The organism is Streptomyces sp. NPDC088252, from assembly GCF_044740965.1.
Taxonomy (GTDB): Bacteria; Actinomycetota; Actinomycetes; order Streptomycetales; family Streptomycetaceae; genus Streptomyces.
This window is the reverse complement of record NZ_JBIURS010000012.1, coordinates 84,039-101,455: the sequence shown is the minus strand read 5'-3', so window position 1 is coordinate 101,455 and position 17,417 is coordinate 84,039. Positions and strand designations below refer to the sequence as shown.

The following is a 17,417-nucleotide window of genomic DNA, read 5'->3' as shown; positions in this document are numbered from 1 at the left end:
GCCCGACGCCTCGACGGGCTGCCGCGGCCGTCGTCGTGTGCCCGCCGGAGATCAGGGACGGCCCCGGCGGGAGTTCGGGCCGTCTGTAGAAGGCTCCAAGGTCAGGGGCGGTCCGCCGGTGGAAAACGCTATTCCGGGATGTCGGTGCGGTACGGCACCATGGGCCCCATGGCTCCCACCCACGACCACCGCGGCGAGCAGGCGGCGATCGACCCCGTCCGGCTGCTGGCGATCCGCGACACGCCGTTGTCGGTCGACGAGATCTTCCGGGCCGTCGGGGACGACGCCGCGGGCGGCACCGCGCTCTTCGTCGGCACGGTGCGCAACCACGACGGTGGTCAGGACGTCGGTGCGCTCGGCTACTCCTGCCATCCCTCGGCGCAGGACGAGATGCGCCGGGTGGCCGAGAAGGTGGTAGCGGAATTCCCGGTCCGGGCGCTGGCCGCCGTCCACCGAGTGGGTGACCTCCAAGTGGGCGATCTCGCCGTGGTCGTCGCCGTCTCCTGCCCGCACCGCGCGGAGGCGTTCGAGGCGTGCCGCAAGCTCATCGACGACCTCAAGCACGAGGTGCCGATCTGGAAGCACCAGCGTTTTTCGGACGGCACCGAGGAGTGGGTCGGAGCCTGCTGAGTGCAAGCCGATCGGGTGGTCATCCGCCCCGATTTGCGTAACCGCCCCCCTGCCGTGAGCGTTGATCCTGCAGATGGTTAATCTGCTGATCGGTCAGTTGCGGTCGCTCATGGGGTAGGGAGGTCGTAATGGCAGCACTCGCCTGGTTGCTGATTCCGCTTTTCGCTGCGCTCGGTGCCGCGATATGGGGAAGCTGGGCCGCCCGTAATCGCACGGCCGGTGATGGTTCGGAACTCGCCGGGTATGCCCGGTTCCGTGAGGCGATGGAGAAGTCGCGCTCCGGTTCCGATGTTGTCTGACCCTCCTTCGAACGTACGCAGTCGCCAATCCGCAACGCGCCGCTGATTGCCGACGCCCCCGGCACGGCTCCGGGTCCTCCTTCCCGCCTCGCGTGGACGGGCCCCGACGGTGCACTTACGTACCCTTCCCGTACTGTCGTTCCATGCCACGCCGCACCGCGACGATGCTCGCCTCCACCCTGATCCTCATCGCGCTGCTCTGCGCAGGCGTGCTGATCAAAGTGCCGTATTCGGAGATGTCTCCCGGGCCGACCGTGAACACCCTCGGCAAGGTCGACGGTGAACCCGTCCTGCAGATTTCCGGGCACAAGACGTATCCGACGTCCGGCAATCTCAATATGACGACGGTCAGAGTCACCGGGGCCGACTACCGGATGAATCTCGTCGAGGCCGTCTACGGCTGGCTGGCCCACGACAGCGTCGTCGTACCGCACGACACCCTTTACCCCGACGGCAAGACCGAGCAGCAGTCGACGCAGGAGAACGCCGAGGAGTTCAGCCAGTCCCAGGAGAGCGCCAAGGTCGCCGCTCTGAACGAGATGGGGATCACGGTGCCGTCGCGCGTCGTGGTCTCCACGGTCGTCAAGGGCAGTCCGGCCCAGGGCAAGCTGCACGCAGGCGACGTGATCAAGCAGGTCGACGGTACGGCGGTCAAGCAGCCCGAGGACGTCGCGAAGCTCGTCACCCGCCACACGCCCGGCGAGGAGGTCACGTTCACGATCATCCCGGCGAAGACGGCGCAGGCGGCGGAGAAGGCCGGCAAGGAGCCGGAGGGCACCCGGAAGATCGCCATCACCACCGCGAAGGCGCCCAAGGAGAACCGGGCGATCGTCGGCATCCAGGCCGGGACGGACCACACGTTCCCGTTCCGGATCGACATCAAGCTCGCCGACGTCGGCGGTCCGAGCGCCGGACTGATGTTCTCCCTGGGCATCATCGACAAGCTGACGCCCACCGACCTCACGGGCGGCAAGTTCATCGCGGGCACCGGCACGATCGACGACAAGGGCAAGGTCGGCCCGATCGGCGGCATCAACATGAAGCTGGTCGGCGCACGCGACGCTGGCGCCCGCTACTTCCTGACGCCGGCCGAGAACTGCAAGGCCGCCGCCTCCGACACCCCGGGCGGACTGAAGCTGGTGAAGGTCGGGACGATCGACGACGCGAAGAAGTCGCTGGAGAAGATCCGGGCGGGGGACACGGCCGGCCTGCCGAGCTGCTCGGCAGGCTGACCGCGTCTCCCGTGGGGTGTGGCGGGAGTCAGGCCTCGAAGGTCGCGGCCAGAGCGTCGGCCAGGCCGGGTACCAGACCGGCGCCCGTCCGCACCTCGCTCGGGGAGTCCTTCCCGCGGAGCCGTACGGCCGCCTCGCGCGTACCGTCCCGGAGGACGGCCACGGTCATCCGCACCTCCTGGCGCTCCGGGTGCTTGGCGACCCACTTCGTCAGCTGGGTGTCGCTGAGCCCCTCCGGCACGGAGGCCTCGGCGGACGGCGGCAGCATCAGCCGCTCCACCGTCATCGCACACCCGATCACCGCGTCGGGCCAGGCGATCGTGGCGAGGAACTCGTCCAGGGCGGTGCCCGGCGGCAGCTCCTCCTGCTCGATGGGGGTGAGTGAGGCGGTCGGGGAGTCTGCGCTGTCGAGACCGAGCTGGGCGGCGAGGCCGGGTTCCTGGGCGCGCAGCCTGGCGGTGTCGACGAGAGCGAAGAGCCGGGCCGGCTGGTCCCAGCCGAGGCCGGAGATGTATTCGTCGATTTCGAGGACGGCGACGGTGAGAGGGCTCGCGGCCATCGGGGGGCCTGAGGGGGAAACGTTGGGCATGGCCAATATCCTGCCTCCTTCCGCCCCGGGAGCGGGAACTAGGTAAAGCCTCAGTAAGTTGCATAGGTGGGCCCTACGATCGCTGGGCCCGCTCCACACGACCCGCGAACTTCGAGGTGCGCACGTTGGCTTTCCAGATGCCGGACCGCGGCGGAGGCCCGACCGGGCCACGGATCAGAGTCGGCCGCCCGTCCCGGCGCGCCCGTACCCTGCTCATGACACTGGGCGTCCTGGCGGTCCTCGCCATGGCGTTCGTCATGTTCGCCGGGTTCTGGACGGACTGGCTCTGGTACCGGTCGGTCGCGTATTCGTCCGTCTTCACCACCACTCTGTGGACCAAGATCGGGCTGTTTCTCGTCTTCGGACTGCTGATGGCGATCGCCGTCGGTCTGAACATCTGGCTCGCGTACCGGCTCCGGCCGCCGCTGAGCGCGATGTCGCTGGAACAGCAGAGCCTGGACCGCTACCGGATGAGTCTCGCCCCGTACAAGAAGTGGGTGCTGCTCGCGATCACCGCGCTCGTCGGACTGATCGCCGGAGCATCCGCCTCCGGCCAGTGGCGTACCTGGCTGATGTATGTGAACGGCGTGGCGTTCCACCAGAAGGACCCCCAGTTCCACCTGGACGTCTCCTTCTACGCGTTCGACCTGCCCTGGTACCGCTTCCTGCTGGGCTTCGGGTTCGCGGCAACGGTGCTCTCGCTGATCGCCGCCGCGCTGACCCACTACCTGTACGGCGGACTCCGCATCACCAGCCCCGGTGCGCGGGCGACCGGCGCGGCCACCGGCCATCTGTCGGTGCTGCTCGGTGTCTTCGTCTCGCTGAAGGCCGTGGCGTACTGGCTGGACCGCTACGGTCTGGCCGTGAAGTCCAGCGACTTCAAGGCCACGGACAACTGGACGGGCCTGCGGTACGTCGACGCCAACGCCTACCTTCCGGCGAAGACCATTCTGTTCTGCATCGCCGCGATCTGTGCCGTGCTCTTCTTCGCGACGCTCTGGCGCCGCACCTGGCAGCTCCCGATGATCGGCTTCGGCCTGATGGTGCTCTCGGCGATCCTGATCGGTGGGCTGTACCCGGCGATCGTGCAGAAGTTCCAGGTCCAGCCGAACGAGCAGGCCAAGGAAGCCCCGTTCATCCGGAAGAACATCGAAGCGACGCGTGACGCGTACGACATCGACAACGCCCAGGTGCACGACTACTCGGGCAAGAGCACGACGGACGACGACGCCAAGCTGCGCGCGAGCGCGGACGACGCCGCCAGTTACCGGGTGATGGACCCCAACGTCGTCTCCCCGGCCTTCCAGCAGCTCCAGCAGAAGAGGAACTACTACCAGTTCCCCAAGACCCTGGACGTGGACCGCTACAAGGACGCCGACGGCAAGGACCAGGACACGGTCATCGGTCTGCGTGAGCTCAACCTCGACGGCATCCCCAAGCGCAACTGGATCAACGACCACTTCACCTACACCCACGGCTACGGGGCCATCGCGGCCCGGGGCACGACGACAGGCAAGAACCCGAAGGGTTCCCCGGACTTCACCGAGGCCGGTCTGCCCACCACGGGTGATCTGGGCAAGTACGAGCAACAGATCTACTACGGCGAGAAGACCGAGCAGTACTCCATCGTCGGTGGGCCCCAGAAGGAGCTCGACTACGAGGAGGACGGCGAGAAGACCACCAGCTATCAGGGCAACAGCGGGGTCAGTCTCTCCAACGCCTTCAACCGCGCCGCCTACGCGGTCGCGTTCAGCGAGCCGCAGATCCTCTACTCGGGGGCCATCGGCGACGGCTCCCGGATCCTCTACAACCGCACGCCCAAGGAGCGCGTCGAGGCGGTCGCTCCGTGGCTGACCATCGACGGCGATGCCTACCCGGCCGTGGTGAACCACCGCATCCAGTGGGTCGTCGACGCGTACACCACCACCAACGGCTACCCGTACGCCTCGCGTACGACGCTCGGCGACACCACGGCCGACTCGCTGACCACCAACCAGCGTGCGGTCGTCGCCCAGCAGAACCAGGTCAACTACATCCGCAACTCGGTGAAGGCCACCGTCGACGCGTACGACGGCACGGTCAAGCTCTACGAGTGGGACACCAAGGACCCGGTCCTCAAGACCTGGCGCAAGGCGTTCCCGGGGACCGTGCAGCCCAGGGCGGACATTCCGCAGCAGCTCATGGACCACCTGCGGTACCCGCAGGACCTGTTCAAGGTGCAGCGCGAGCTGCTCACCCGTTACCACGTCACGAACCCCGCCCAGTTCTACAGCGGCAGTGACGCGTGGCAGGTCCCGGACGACCCGACCAACAAGGAGTCCGGCGCCGTCCCGCCGTACTACCTGAGCATAAAGATGCCGGACCAGCCGGCCCAGAAGTTCTCGCTGACCACGACGTTCACCCCAAAGGGGCGGCCCGACCTCGGCGCGTTCATGGCGGTGGACGCGGACGCGGCGAGCAAGGACTACGGCACGATAAGGCTGTTGAGAGTCACCACCACGGTGAAGGGTCCCGGCCAGGTACAGAGTGAGCTCAACGGCAACGACGACGTGGCCGAGTTCGTGAGGAACCTCAAGGGGACCGACTCCGACATCGAGTACGGCAACCTGCTCACCGTGCCGCTCGAAGGGGGCTTCCTCTACATCGAGCCGGTGTACACGCGCGGTGGCACGCAGAACTATCCGCTGCTGCGCAAGGTCGCCGCCTCGTACGGGTCGAAGACCGTCTTCGAGAACAGTCTCGGGGAGGCGCTCAACTCGGTCTTCGGCGTGACGGGCCCGGGCACCACCCAGCCACCCGCGGAGACCACCCGGCCACCGGGCACCACGCAGCCACCGGCCACTGGTGACGCGGCGCTGAAGAAGGCGATCGCGGACGCGCAGAAGGCCTACGCGGAAGGCGAGGCAGCCCTGAAGAAGCAGGACTGGACCGCCTACGGCAAGGCCCAGGCGGATCTGCAGGACGCGCTGCAGCGTGCGGCGGCCGCCCAGCCCAAGCCGGGCTCCACGAGCGATGCAGGCAATTCCGGCAAAACGGATAAATCATCCGGGGCTGGTGATGGCTGAGTGACTCGGTAAGGGCCCACCCCCGTGTCGTGGTACGGTTTCACCACAACGACGCGGGGTGGAGCAGCTCGGTAGCTCGCTGGGCTCATAACCCAGAGGTCGCAGGTTCAAATCCTGTCCCCGCTACTGAAAGACGAAGGCCCGGATCCTTTCGAGGATCCGGGCCTTCGTCATGTTCTCGCGACTTTCTTGTGCGGAGTGCGTGAAGGGCGGTTCGCGGGGCACGAGTTGGGTCCGGGCGTGTTTGACTTATCTCTCTGTGGGCATGTCGACAAAACGCTGAAGTGACCTCACTGGCCGCGGTATACGAGCTGTACGCGGGTTGCAGGTGGTGCGACGATGGTATTTATGGGGGACAGGGCAACTCTGTTGGAGACAGGGCGGTTTGTGCAGCGTCGCGTTCATCGGCCGGATAGCGTGATGAATGAGGCTTTTGGTGTTGCCGCCGGGGAGAACAGCGAGACCGCCGAGAACACTGGGATCATCGGGACGACCGAGACCGCCGAGACTGCGGGGTGTGCCGCGACCGTCGAGAGCACAGAAAGCACCGAGAGCGCGGAGGGCGCGGAGGGCGCGGGGAGCGCCGGGTCCATCGGGGCCGGGGAGGGCCCCGGGGTCCAGGAGACTTCCGAGAGCCCGGAGAGCGCCGAGAGCGAGGAGCGCCACCGTCGCGCAGCCGACGCGGGGGACACCACGTCGATGAGCGTCCTCGGTGCCCTGCTGCTGCGCCGCGGCGATCTGGACGGGGCCGAACCGTATCTGCGCGGGGCCACCGCCGACGGCGACCGGGCCGCGGCCAACAACCTGGGCGTCCTCCTCCACCAGCGCGGATACACCGACGACGCGGCCGGGTGGTGGCGTATCGCGGCCGTCGCCGGTTCCGCCGCCGCCGCGCATGCCCTCGGCCGCCACTACCGGGAGCGCGGTGACGAGCCCGGTGCCGAGTACTGGCTGCGGCAGTCCGCCGAACAGGGCCACGCGCTGGGCGCCTACGCCCTCGCCGATCTGCTGGAACACCGCAGCGACGTCGGCGCCGAGCGGTGGCTGCGTGCCGCCGCCGAACAGGGACACCGCGAGGCCGCCTACCGCCTCGCGCGCATGCTGGACCGCAACGCGGCCGACGACCCGCACGACGCCTTCGGCCGCCCGGGGCTCAGCCCCGGCCCCGGCGCGGGCACCGAGCGCCCGGGTGCGGTCGGCCGGTCCGGGGCGCGCAAGGACGACGGCCCCGTGGCGGGTCCGGCGACCGGGCGCGTGGGCGAGGCCGAGCAGTGGTACCGGCAGGCCGCCGCGCGCGGCCACCGGCGGGCCGCCCTGCACCTCGGCGCCATCCTCGAACAGCGCGGCGAGCCCAAGGAGGCCGGCCGCTGGTACCTGATCTCCGCGAAGGCCGGGGAGGCGCGGGCCGCCTGCGCGCTCGGATTCCTGCTGCGCGACGCCGGTGACGAGGAGAGCGCCGCCGTGTGGTGGCTGCGTGCCGCCCAGGACGGTGACGGGAACGCGGCCAACGCCCTGGGCGCCCTGCACGCCGCCCGCGGTGAGCAGCAGACCGCCGAGCGCTGGTACCGCGCCGCCATGGACGCGGGCGACGTCAACGGCGCCTACAACCTGGGGCTGCTCTGCGCGGCGCAGGACCGTACGCCGCAGGCCGAGCAGTGGTACCGCCGCGCCGCATACGCGGGTCACCGCGAGGCCGCCAACGCGCTCGCCGTGCTCCTGCTCCAGGCGGGCGACGCGACCGGCGCCGAGCCCTGGTTCTCCAAGGCCGCCGAGGCGGGCAGCGTCGACGCGGCCTTCAACCTCGGCATCCTGTACGCCGGGCGGGACGAGGACCGTACGGCACTGGTCTGGTACGAGCGCGCCGCGGCCGCGGGCCACACCGAGGCCGCGCTCCAGGTCGGCATGGCCCTGCTGCACCACGGCGAGGAGCAGGAGGCCGAGCGCCATCTGCGCTGCGCGGCGGGCGGCGGCAGCGCCGAGGCGGCCTTCCGGCTGGCCGGGGTGCTGGACTCGCGGCAGCCGCCGCCCGGCCCTCCGGCGCTCGGCGAGCCGATGCCGGAGAAGACCGAGTGCGAGGAGTGGTACGAGCGGGCCGCCGAGCAGGGGCACCGGCGTGCCCAGGTGCGCGTCGGGATGCTCGCGGCGGCCCGCGGCGACGTGGACAGCGCGGCCCGCTGGTACCGCGAGGCCGCCGAGTCGGGCAGCCGCAACGGTGCCTTCAACCTCGGGCTGCTGCTCGCCCGTGAGGGCAGTGAGCGGGAGGCCGCGCTGTGGTGGAGCCGCGCCGCGAACGACGGGCACGGGCGGGCCGCCCTGCGCCTCGCGCTGCTGGCCGCCCGCCGCGGCGAGCTCACCGAGGGGCAGCGCTGGTGCGCGCGGGCGGTCGAGCTGGGTCCGGCGGAGGTCGCCGAGCGGGCCGCCCGGCTGCGGGAGGCGCTGCACCAGGAACTCACCGCGTAGGCGGGGCGTCGTTGTAGCGGCCCCGGCCCCGGCCCCGGCCCCGGCCCCGGCGCCTGGCGCCCGCGCGCAGGGCCCCGGAACCGATTTGCGCTGGTCCGGAGCGGTGACGTACGGTGGGGAACACAACGACGCGGGGTGGAGCAGCTCGGTAGCTCGCTGGGCTCATAACCCAGAGGTCGCAGGTTCAAATCCTGTCCCCGCTACTGAAGACGGAAGGCCGGATCCTTTGAAGGATCCGGCCTTCCGTGCATCATCCGACCCGGCCCCGTGCTCAGAGCCTGTGACCCACCGCCTCCGAGTACATCGCCCGGTCGACGGCCTTCGCCTCCGGCACCGCGGCACCCTTGAAGACCCCTGCGTCCGCGTACGCCTTCTGCAACCGGTCCGTCGTACCTCTGCGTATCTCCCAGTCCATCCGCATCGACGGCGTCGCCCGCAGTGTGGCCTCGTCGGTCTTCATCAGCCTCGCCAGCTCGGCGACGAACGCGGGGTCCGCCTTGTAGTCGCCGGCGAAGTAGGTGTTCAAGGTCCGGATGTAGGCCCGGAGGAGGGCGACGCCCGCGTCCGGGTCCTTGTTCAGCAGCGTCGGGCCGAAGAGCAGACCGCCGAGCGGCTCACCGAGCGGCTGGCCGCCGAGGAACGCGTACTTCCGGTCGCCGTCCACCTTGCGCCAGACCGGGTCGAGCAGCCAGGCCGAGTCCACGCCGCCGTTCCGCAGCGCGGTCAGCACGTCCGCGGAACCGAGCTGCTGGAAGCTGATCCTGTCGAGGCCACCGCCGTGCTTCTTCAGGGAGGTGCCCATCGGGTACGCGATGACCGAGCCCTTGCCGATCATCGTGCCCATCTTCCGGCCCGCCATCTCGACGTGATCGGCGCTCTCGCCGTTCTTGAGCCGCACCCACAGGCCGCTCTTGGAGGTGGGGTCGGGGGAGAAGTTCCCCGCCACCCACTTGATGTCGAAGCCGCCGTTGATGCCGTTCATCACGGCCGCCTCGGGTGCCGCCCACTGGGCGTCCACATCGCCCCTGGCGAGCAGTGGCAGGGCGTCCGGGGTGGGCAGCACCTTCAGTTCGACGTCCAGCCCCTCCTTCGCGAACTCGCCCTTCGCCACCGCGACCTGGAGCGGAGCGACATACTCCGCGCTCAGGGTGCCGGTGGCGACGGTGATCTTCCGTTTCTTCGCCAGGGGGCGGGGGCCCGGCGCACCGCTGTCGCAACGGGCCGGTTTCCGGTCGGGGGCGAGGTCGGCCGGGTCGGTCCAGCCGGCGGAGCCGCAGCCCGCGACGGGCTTGACGGTCCGCGGCGCGGCAGGGGCGTCGCGGTCGCCGGCGGAGTTCTTCCCGGCACAGCCCGCCGCGCCGAACAGGGATGCGGTGACGAGTACGACGGTGCGGGTGAAAAGGGTACGTGTACGCACAGTGCCTCCGTACGAGGAACGAGGGGAGTCGTTCAGGACCGGCCGCGGCCGCGATCGCGCGGGGCCCACGGTGTGAGCAACCGCCCGGCGACGCGTACCACTTCGGAGAAGACGACGCCCAGGACCGCGACACACACGATGCCGACGAACATCACGTCGTTCTGGAACAGCGCCCGGGAGTCGAAGATCAGATGCCCGAGTCCGTCGGCCGCCGCGATCTGTTCCGAGGCGACGATGACCAGCACGGCCACTCCTGCCGCGATCCGCGCCCCGACCAGGACAGCGGGCAGCGACGCCGGCAGCAGCACATGGCGGAACATCTGCCACGGAGAGGCGCCGAAGACCTCACCGGCGTCCCGGTGGCCGGTCGGGACGGCGAGCACGGCCGCCATGGTGGAGATCCAGACGAAGAAGAAGACGGTCGCCGCGACCAGGGCGATCTGCGGCCCCTCGCCGAGACCGAACATATTGAGGAAGACCGGCAGCAGGGCCAGCTTCGGTACGACGTACAGGGCGTCGAGCAATGGCTCCAGCGCAGCCCGTACGAGAGGGAGTGAGCCCATCAGCAGTCCGAGCGCGTATCCGGCGACGGTGCCGATCGCATAGCCGCCGAGGACCCGCTTGAGCGTGGCCCACACATCCGGCCAGAGCTCACCGGCGCCCGCCCGGTCCCAGCCGTCCGCCAGGATGGTGGAGGGAGCGGGGTAGACCCGGTCGTCGATCCAGGACCGCTCGGCGGCCAGTTGCCAGAGCAGCACGAGCACCAGCGGTACGGCGAGGGCGAGCGAGAGTTCCAGGGCGCGCCGCCCGCGGTGGGTGCGCACCGGACGCAGTTCCTGCGGACCGGGCCTGCGGACCAGTACACCCTCGTCGGGTTTCGTGGCGTTCACGGTGGGGCTCATGCCGGGACCACTCCCCTTCGCACCTCGCCGCGCAGCAGCTCCCACAACTCGCTCTTCAACGCGGTGAACTCGGGTGCCGACCGGACCTCGTCGCCGGTGCGAGGCCGGGCGAACGGCGGACGGCGCTCGGCGATGATCCGGCCCGGTCCGGCGGACATCACCAGCACCCTGTCCCCGAGCACGATCGCCTCTTCGAGGCTGTGGGTGATGAAGAGGGTGGTGGTACGGGTGGTCTGGGTGAGATCGAGCAGCTCGTCCTGGAGGATCGTGCGCAGTTGGGCGTCCAGTGCCGCGAACGGCTCGTCCATCAGCAGCATCTCGGGTTCGACGGCGAGGGCGCGGGCGATGGCGACCCGTTGCCGCATCCCGCCGGAGAGAGCGGCCGGATACGCCCCCGCGAAGTCCGAGAGCCCCATCCGGGCCAGCCAGTCGCGAGCCCTGGCGTCGGCCTCCTTGCGTGGTACGCGCTGGATGTCGAGGCCGAAGCGGACATTGGCGAGTACGGTCTTCCAGTCGTGGATCCCGTAGTCCTGGAAGATCATCGCCGCCGGGCGGGACGAGGCCGTACGGATGGAGAGCTCGCCCGAGCTGGGGCGGAGCAGCCCGGCGGCGATCCGTAGCAGCGTGGACTTGCCGCAGCCGGACGGGCCGACGATGCAGGTGAACTCACCCGGTGCGACGGAGAGATCGACCGGACCGAGGGCGGGAAGGGCCTTGGCGCCGCGTCCGAACGAACGGGTGAGCGCGTCGGCGCGGAGTTTGGGACGGGTGGCTGGGGCAGTGGGTGTGGGTGTGGTCGGGTGCGGAACTCCCACGGGTCTCTCCTCGCGCGTATCGAGGTGCGGATCCGCCGCGGGGCGGACGTGATCGCCGCCGACGATATGACGGTCCGTCAGATCAGGGAAGGGGGTGCGCGCGTGGCCGGATCGAGGGTGCGGGGGTGTGACGGGTCCGCCCGGTGTCCGTTCCGTCCTCGACCGCGGGCGGGGCGGCCGGGGTGGCCCGAGGCGCTCGGCGCCTCGGCGGCGACCGCTCCGCGCGTTTTGCCGGTCGGCTCACGGGCGTGTGGTCCGCGCGTCCGGCAGGCATGCGAAGGGCCCCGGTGGGCAGGATGCTCGCACCGGGGCCCTTCGTGGTGGGACTCAGCTCGTCGCGGCGCAGTTCGGGCAGATGCCGCGGTAGGTGACCTCGACGCCGGAGACCGTGAATCCGAACCGCTCGTTGCTCGGCAGGTCCGCCAGCGGGTCGCCCGCCGGGTGCACGTCGCGGATGATGCCGCAGTTCGCGCAGACGAGGTGGTGATGGGGGCGGTGTGCGTTCGGGTCGTAGCGCTTGGCCCGGCGGTCCGTGGAGACCTCGATGACCTCGCCGAGCGTCACCATCTCGCCCAAGGTGTTGTAGACGGTGGCGCGGGAGATCTCGGGCAGCTTGGTGACGGCCCGGGCGTGGACCTCGTCGGCCGTCAGGTGCACATGGTCCCCGTCGAGGACCTCGGCCACGACGCGCCGCTGCGCAGTCATGCGCCAGCCGCGTCCGCGAAGTCGTTCCAACAGGTCACTCATAAGAACAAGCCTAACAGTGAGGGGACCAGGTCCCGAACAGGTGTGACTTTGGATGGTCACTTGACTTGGACAATGTCCATTGTAGGATCGAGACCGGCATAAGCCAAGGGACAGGCTGTGCAGGACATGACGAATGTGCAGGAACGACGCAGGAGGCGCACGTGACGCAGGGACCGCTCACCACGGAGGCCGGCGCGCCGGTCGCCGACAACCAGAACAGCCAGACCGCGGGCGTCGGCGGGCCTGTGCTGGTGCAGGACCAGTCGCTGCTGGAGAAGCTCGCGCACTTCAACCGTGAGCGCATCCCGGAGCGGATCGTGCACGCCCGCGGCGCCGGTGCGTACGGCACGTTCACGCTCACCCGTGACGTCTCCCGGTGGACGCGGGCGAAGTTCCTCTCCGAGGTCGGCAAGCAGACCGAGACGTTCCTCCGCTTCTCGACCGTCGCGGGCAACCTCGGTTCGGCCGACGCGGTGCGCGACCCCCGCGGCTTCGCGTTGAAGTTCTACACCGAAGAGGGCAACTACGACCTCGTCGGCAACAACACCCCGGTGTTCTTCATCAAGGACGCCATCAAGTTCCCCGACTTCATCCACACCCAGAAGCGCGACCCGTACACCGGCTCGCAGGAGGCGGACAACGTCTGGGACTTCTGGGGTCTGTCGCCCGAGTCCACCCATCAAGTGACCTGGCTCTTCGGTGACCGCGGCATCCCGGCCACACTGCGTCACATGAACGGGTACGGCTCGCACACGTACCAGTGGAGCAACGAGGCCGGCGAGGTCTTCTGGGTCAAGTACCACTTCAAGACCGACCAGGGCATCAAGAATCTCACCCAGGACGAGGCCAACAAGCTCGCCGGTGAGGACCCCGACAGCCACCAGCGTGATCTGCGCGAGGCGATCGAGCGCGGTGACTTCCCGTCCTGGACGGTGCAGGTCCAGATCATGCCGGCGGCCGAGGCGGCCACATACCGCTTCAACCCGTTTGACCTCACCAAGGTATGGCCGCACGAGGACTACCCGCCGATCGAGATCGGGAAGCTGGAGCTCAACCGCAACCCGGAGAACATCTTCGCCGAGGTCGAGCAGTCGATCTTCAGCCCCGCGCACTTCGTGCCGGGCATCGGTCCGTCCCCCGACAAGATGCTCCAGGGCCGTCTCTTCGCGTACGGCGACGCCCACCGCTACCGCGTCGGCATCAACGCCGACCACCTGCCGGTCAACCGCCCGCACGCCACCGAGGCGCGCACCAACAGCCGTGACGGCTACCTGTACGACGGCCGTCACAAGGGCGCGAAGAACTACGAGCCGAACAGCTTCGGCGGCCCGGCCCAGACGGACCGGCCGCTGTGGGAGGCCACCCCGGTCGCGGGCGAGATCGGTACGCACGAGGCCCCGAGCCACGCCGAGGACAACGACTTCGTGCAGGCCGGAAACCTCTACCGGCTCTTCTCCGAGGACGAGAAGGTCCGGCTGATCGACAACCTCGCCGGGTTCATCGCCAAGGTGTCGCGCGACGACATCGCCGAGCGCGCGATCAACAACTTCCGCCAGGCGGACGGCGACTTCGGCAAGCGTCTGGAGGCCGCGGTCCAGGCCCTTCGCGGCTGAACCGACGCCTGTCGTCGACGGTGGGCCGGTTCCCTCTTCGGAGGGGACCGGCCCACCGGTCGTTCCCGGGGCTCAGCCGACGAGTTCCGCGTGGTGGCGGCGCCTGATGGGCGCCCAGCAGCGCAGGATGTCGCGGACCGAGACGATGCCGACGGGTCCGTGGTCGTCCAGCACGATCAGATGACGGAATCCGCCGTGCGTCATGGCCTCCGCGGCCTCTTCCAGGGTCCAGGTGGGCGCGGCGAAGACCACATCGGTGGTGGTGTGGGTGGAGGCCGTCTCGACATCGGGGTTCTTGCCGGAGCCGACCGCGTCGAGGATGTCGCGCTCGGTGAGAATGCCGAGTCCGCTGGTGTCCTGGTCGAGGACGACCGCGGCCCCGACGCGGCGGACCGACATCAGCCGGGCGGCCTGGCGGAGCGTGTGGGTCGGTCCGATGGTGAGGACCAGCGTGCTCATGGCGTCACGGACGAGCATGAAGGGAGCCACCTCCTTCGTGAAGCGACCATGTGAGTCGGTTCACAAGTTCACAAGCGGGGGGACTCTCAGAGTTGCACCGATGCGGAACCGGAACAAGGGGCGGCGGGAGCGTCCGAGGGGCGTGCGGTGGTGCGCGACGCCCCTCGGGGGCGCGATCCGGATCAGTAGCGCTGATTCAGATAGCCCAGCAGTTCGTGGTGGAGCAGTCCGTTCGAGGCCGCCGCGTTGCCGCCGCCGGGGCCGGAGACCCCGTCCAGGCTGGTGAACCTCCCGCCGGCCTCCTGGACGATGATCGCGTTCGCGGCCATGTCCCAGAGCGAGAGCTCGGGCTCCGCGCAGATGTCGACCGACCCCTCGGCGACCATCATGTACGGCCAGAAGTCCCCGTAGCCACGAGTGCGCCAGCAGGCCCTGGTCAGATCCAGGAACCCGTCGAGCCGGCCCTGCTCCTCCCAGCCGCTCAGCGACGCGTACGCGAACGAGGCGTCCGCGATCCGCTCCACCTTCGACACCTGCAGCCGGGTCGCCGAGGTCAGACTGCGGCCGGAGAACGCGCCCGCGCCCTTCGCCGCCCACCAGCGCCGGTTCAGGGCGGGGGCCGAGACCACGCCGACCACCGGCTGGAACCCCTCCTCACCGGCCTCCATCAGGGAGATCAGAGTCGCCCAGACCGGCACGCCCCGGACGTAGTTCTTGGTGCCGTCGATCGGGTCGACGACCCAGCGCCGCGGACCGGTGCCCTCGATCCCGAACTCCTCGCCCAGAATCGCGTCGCGCGGGCGTGCCCGATGGAGGTGGCCCCGGATCAGCTCCTCGGCGGCCTTGTCGGCCTCACTCACCGGCGTCATGTCCGGCTTGGTCTCGACCTTGAGGTCCAGAGCCTTGAACCGGTCCATCGTCACCGCGTCGGCGGCATCCGCCAGCACATGGGCGAGGCGCAGATCATCGTGGTAATCGGGCATGCCGTCACAGTATCGACCGCAGGTGAACGGAGCCACAGGGGTCCGCGGCGGCCCGGACCATTGACAGTCCCCGGCGGCACGTCAACTCTGGAACGCAGGCCCCATGGCGCGGGAGGCGACGATGCCCACGGCGCGAGACGCATTGCTGGACGCCGCACTCTCGGCGCTGGCCACGCTGCCCTGGTCGTCGGTGCGCATGGTCGATGTCGCGTCCGCCGCCGGGGTCTCCCGGCAGACCCTCTACAACGAGTTCGGCGGCAAGGAGGGCCTGGCCCGTGCCCTGGTCCGAGGTGCCGCGGACGGCTACCTGGCAGGCGTCGACCGGGCGCTGCGATCGGTCGCCGACCCGAGGGACGGGCCGGCCGCCACCGCCGCCTGGACCGTCCGTGCCGTACGGACGAACGCCCTCGTCCGAGGGTTGCTCACGGGCTGCTGGGGTGAGCGATTACCCCGTCCCGCACGCCCGGCGGTGCCGACCTCGTCGCCCGTCCCCGCCCAGCGGTGGGCCGATGCCGGAACGCCGACACCCGCCGAACTGCTCGGCCAGGTCAGGGACCGCATGGTGGCCGCCCTCGCCGGGGGCCGGCCGCCGCACGACCCGGAGCCACTGGCCGCGACCTGCGAGATCGTGCTGCGGCTCGCGCTGAGCTACGCGCTGGTGCCGGCTTCCCCGGGCGAGACGGCACCGCTGGTGCGCACGGTGGTGGAGGGACGGTCGACCGGATGAGGACCGGGCCCGCCGCTGCTGGTCACGGTGTGAGCCCGCCGGGCGGTCAGTGCGACGAGCCCGAGAGCTGCAGACCGATCACGCCGAGGATCACCAGGGAGATCGAGATCAGCTTGAGGGTGGAGACCAGGTCGTCGAGGAAGACCATGCCGTAGATCGCGGTGCCCGCCGCGCCGATGCCGGTCCACACGGCGTAGGCGGGCCCGACGTCGAGCTTCTTCAGTGACAGCGTCAGCAGACCGAAGCTGCCGAGGGCGAAGATGCAGAACGCGATGGTCGGCCAGAGCCGGGTGAATCCGTGCGAGAGCTTCAGACAGACGGCGAAGCCTGTCTCCAGCAGCCCCGCGACCACGACCAGCAGCCACGCCATCGTCAGTGCCCTCCCACTTCGGTGACCGCCTTGCCTCGCTGGGTGTGATTATGCACTTACCGACGACGGCGGATCGCAAACGTCGCCCGGGTCAGTCGCCCTCGCGCCGCTCCCGCGTGGACAGCAGCCGCCGCAGCGAATCCAGTCGCGCCGGATCGGCGTGGCCGTCCGCCACCCAGGCGTCCAGGGCGCACTCCGGCTGGTTGCCGTCATGGGTGCAGCCGCGCGGGCAGTCCTCGGTACCGGGCTCCAGGTCCGGGAACGCGTGGATCACCCGGGACGGATCGATGTGGTGGAGCCCGAAGGAGCGCACGCCGGGGGTGTCGATCACCCAGCCGCGGTAGTCGGGCAGGGGGAGCGCCAGCGCCGATGTGGTGGTGTGCCTGCCCCGGCCGGTGACCGCGTTGACGACGCCGGTGGTACGCCGCCGGTCCTTCGGCACGAGCGCGTTGACCAGGGTCGTCTTCCCCACACCGGAGTGGCCGACGAAGGCGGTGACCCGGTCGTTCAGCTGCTCGCGGACCCGCTCGGCCGCGTCGCCGTTCTCCAGTTCCTCGCGGCTGGTGACGATGAAGGGGACGCCCAGCGGGGTGTACGCCTCCAGCAGTTTGTCCGGGGAGGCGAGGTCCGACTTGGTGAGCACGAGGAGCGGGGAGAGTCCACCGTCGTACGCGGCGACCAGACAGCGGTCGATCATCCGCGGCCGGGGTTCCGGATCGGCCAGCGCGGTGACGATCGCCAGCTGGTCGGCGTTGGCGACGACGACCCGCTCGTACGGATCGTCGTCGTCCGCGGTACGGCGGAGCACCGAGCGGCGTTCACCGATGCGGACGATGCGGGCGAGAGTGTCCTTGTCGCCGGACAGATCGCCGACGATGGAGACGGTGTCGCCCACCACGGCGGCCTTCCGGCCCAGCTCACGGGCCTTCATCGCCATGACCGTGCGGCCGTCCACGAGACAGGTGAGGCGGCCCCGGTCGACGGTGAGGACCATGCCGTCCTCGGCGTCCTCGTGCTTCGGTCGGGTATGGGTACGGGGCCGGTTGCCCTTCGGGTTGGGGCGGAACCGGATGTCGTCCTCGTCGGGGTTCTTGCCGTAGCGGCGCATG

General features: G+C 69.7%; 16 protein-coding genes and 2 tRNA genes. 9 read left to right on the top strand and 9 right to left on the bottom strand.

All coding sequences use genetic code 11. The annotated features are described in order from the left end of the window. Positions 1-168: 168 nt before the first annotated feature. The 3 genes from ACIOHC_RS24660 (at position 169) to ACIOHC_RS24650 (ending at position 2,161) form a co-directional block, all read left to right on the top strand. On the top strand, positions 169-630 hold the full coding sequence (locus ACIOHC_RS24660) for a molybdenum cofactor biosynthesis protein MoaE (protein WP_351075431.1): 462 nt from the start codon (positions 169-171) through the stop codon (positions 628-630). A gap of 128 nt (positions 631-758) precedes the next feature. Continuing rightward, entirely contained in the window at positions 759-929 is a 171-nt protein-coding gene (locus ACIOHC_RS24655; protein ID WP_351075429.1) for a hypothetical protein, read from the top strand. 143 nt (positions 930-1,072) lie between these two features. Further along, positions 1,073-2,161: a PDZ domain-containing protein gene (locus ACIOHC_RS24650; RefSeq protein ID WP_351075427.1), complete on the top strand. Its 1,089-nt coding sequence runs from the start codon at positions 1,073-1,075 to the stop codon at positions 2,159-2,161. Between the two features lie 28 nt (positions 2,162-2,189). On the opposite strand, the gene ACIOHC_RS24645 is transcribed toward ACIOHC_RS24650, so the two are convergent. Beyond that, positions 2,190-2,750 carry a PPA1309 family protein gene (locus ACIOHC_RS24645; RefSeq protein WP_401844036.1) on the bottom strand — a complete coding sequence of 187 codons (561 nt, stop codon included), beginning with the start codon at positions 2,748-2,750 and terminating at the stop codon, positions 2,190-2,192. Between the two features lie 137 nt (positions 2,751-2,887). Between ACIOHC_RS24645 and ACIOHC_RS24640 the strand changes: the two genes are divergently transcribed. The 4 genes from ACIOHC_RS24640 (at position 2,888) to ACIOHC_RS24625 (ending at position 8,478) form a co-directional block, all read left to right on the top strand. Next, positions 2,888-5,815, top strand: coding sequence for a UPF0182 family protein (locus ACIOHC_RS24640; RefSeq protein ID WP_365692119.1), 2,928 nt, complete (start codon positions 2,888-2,890; stop codon positions 5,813-5,815). A gap of 52 nt (positions 5,816-5,867) precedes the next feature. After that, positions 5,868-5,941 (top strand) — tRNA-Met (locus tag ACIOHC_RS24635). A gap of 213 nt (positions 5,942-6,154) precedes the next feature. After that, positions 6,155-8,275, top strand: coding sequence for a tetratricopeptide repeat protein (locus ACIOHC_RS24630; RefSeq protein WP_365692105.1), 2,121 nt, complete (start codon positions 6,155-6,157; stop codon positions 8,273-8,275). A 129-nt stretch (positions 8,276-8,404) separates the two neighbouring features. Continuing rightward, a tRNA-Met gene (locus ACIOHC_RS24625) sits at positions 8,405-8,478 on the top strand. A gap of 68 nt (positions 8,479-8,546) precedes the next feature. Here the strand turns inward: ACIOHC_RS24625 and ACIOHC_RS24620 are convergent. The 4 genes from ACIOHC_RS24620 to ACIOHC_RS24605 form a co-directional block, all read right to left on the bottom strand. Then, positions 8,547-9,692 carry an ABC transporter substrate-binding protein gene (locus tag ACIOHC_RS24620; RefSeq protein ID WP_365692103.1) on the bottom strand — a complete coding sequence of 382 codons (1,146 nt, stop codon included), beginning with the start codon at positions 9,690-9,692 and terminating at the stop codon, positions 8,547-8,549. 32 nt (positions 9,693-9,724) lie between these two features. Next, positions 9,725-10,594: an ABC transporter permease gene (locus ACIOHC_RS24615; protein WP_351075421.1), complete on the bottom strand. Its 870-nt coding sequence runs from the start codon at positions 10,592-10,594 to the stop codon at positions 9,725-9,727. Further along, entirely contained in the window at positions 10,591-11,409 is an 819-nt protein-coding gene (locus tag ACIOHC_RS24610) for an ABC transporter ATP-binding protein (RefSeq protein WP_389636437.1), read from the bottom strand. The genes ACIOHC_RS24615 and ACIOHC_RS24610 overlap by 4 nt, the downstream gene beginning before the upstream one ends. A gap of 327 nt (positions 11,410-11,736) precedes the next feature. Further along, on the bottom strand, positions 11,737-12,156 hold the full coding sequence (locus tag ACIOHC_RS24605; RefSeq protein ID WP_351075419.1) for a Fur family transcriptional regulator: 420 nt from the start codon (positions 12,154-12,156) through the stop codon (positions 11,737-11,739). A 161-nt stretch (positions 12,157-12,317) separates the two neighbouring features. On the opposite strand from ACIOHC_RS24605, the gene ACIOHC_RS24600 reads away from it, so the two are divergent. Then, positions 12,318-13,769, top strand: a complete 1,452-nt coding sequence (locus tag ACIOHC_RS24600) for a catalase (protein WP_351075418.1) — start codon at positions 12,318-12,320, stop codon at positions 13,767-13,769. Between the two features lie 72 nt (positions 13,770-13,841). On the opposite strand, the gene ACIOHC_RS24595 is transcribed toward ACIOHC_RS24600, so the two are convergent. Next, the gene (locus ACIOHC_RS24595) at positions 13,842-14,246 is read right to left on the bottom strand and encodes a CBS domain-containing protein (protein ID WP_351075417.1); all 405 of its coding nucleotides are present in this window, start codon (positions 14,244-14,246) and stop codon (positions 13,842-13,844) included. A gap of 164 nt (positions 14,247-14,410) precedes the next feature. Continuing rightward, the gene (gene hisN / locus ACIOHC_RS24590) at positions 14,411-15,211 is read right to left on the bottom strand and encodes a histidinol-phosphatase (RefSeq protein WP_351075415.1); all 801 of its coding nucleotides are present in this window, start codon (positions 15,209-15,211) and stop codon (positions 14,411-14,413) included. A 121-nt stretch (positions 15,212-15,332) separates the two neighbouring features. Between hisN and ACIOHC_RS24585 the strand changes: the two genes are divergently transcribed. Continuing rightward, entirely contained in the window at positions 15,333-15,938 is a 606-nt protein-coding gene (locus tag ACIOHC_RS24585) for a TetR/AcrR family transcriptional regulator (protein WP_365692100.1), read from the top strand. A 46-nt stretch (positions 15,939-15,984) separates the two neighbouring features. Here ACIOHC_RS24585 and ACIOHC_RS24580 read toward each other — a convergent pair whose 3' ends face one another. Together ACIOHC_RS24580 and rsgA are read right to left on the bottom strand one after the other, a co-directional pair. Next, the gene (locus ACIOHC_RS24580; protein ID WP_351075413.1) at positions 15,985-16,308 is read right to left on the bottom strand and encodes a multidrug efflux SMR transporter; all 324 of its coding nucleotides are present in this window, start codon (positions 16,306-16,308) and stop codon (positions 15,985-15,987) included. Between the two features lie 91 nt (positions 16,309-16,399). Continuing rightward, entirely contained in the window at positions 16,400-17,416 is a 1,017-nt protein-coding gene (gene rsgA, locus ACIOHC_RS24575; protein WP_351075412.1) for a ribosome small subunit-dependent GTPase A, read from the bottom strand. Position 17,417 lies beyond the last annotated feature (1 nt).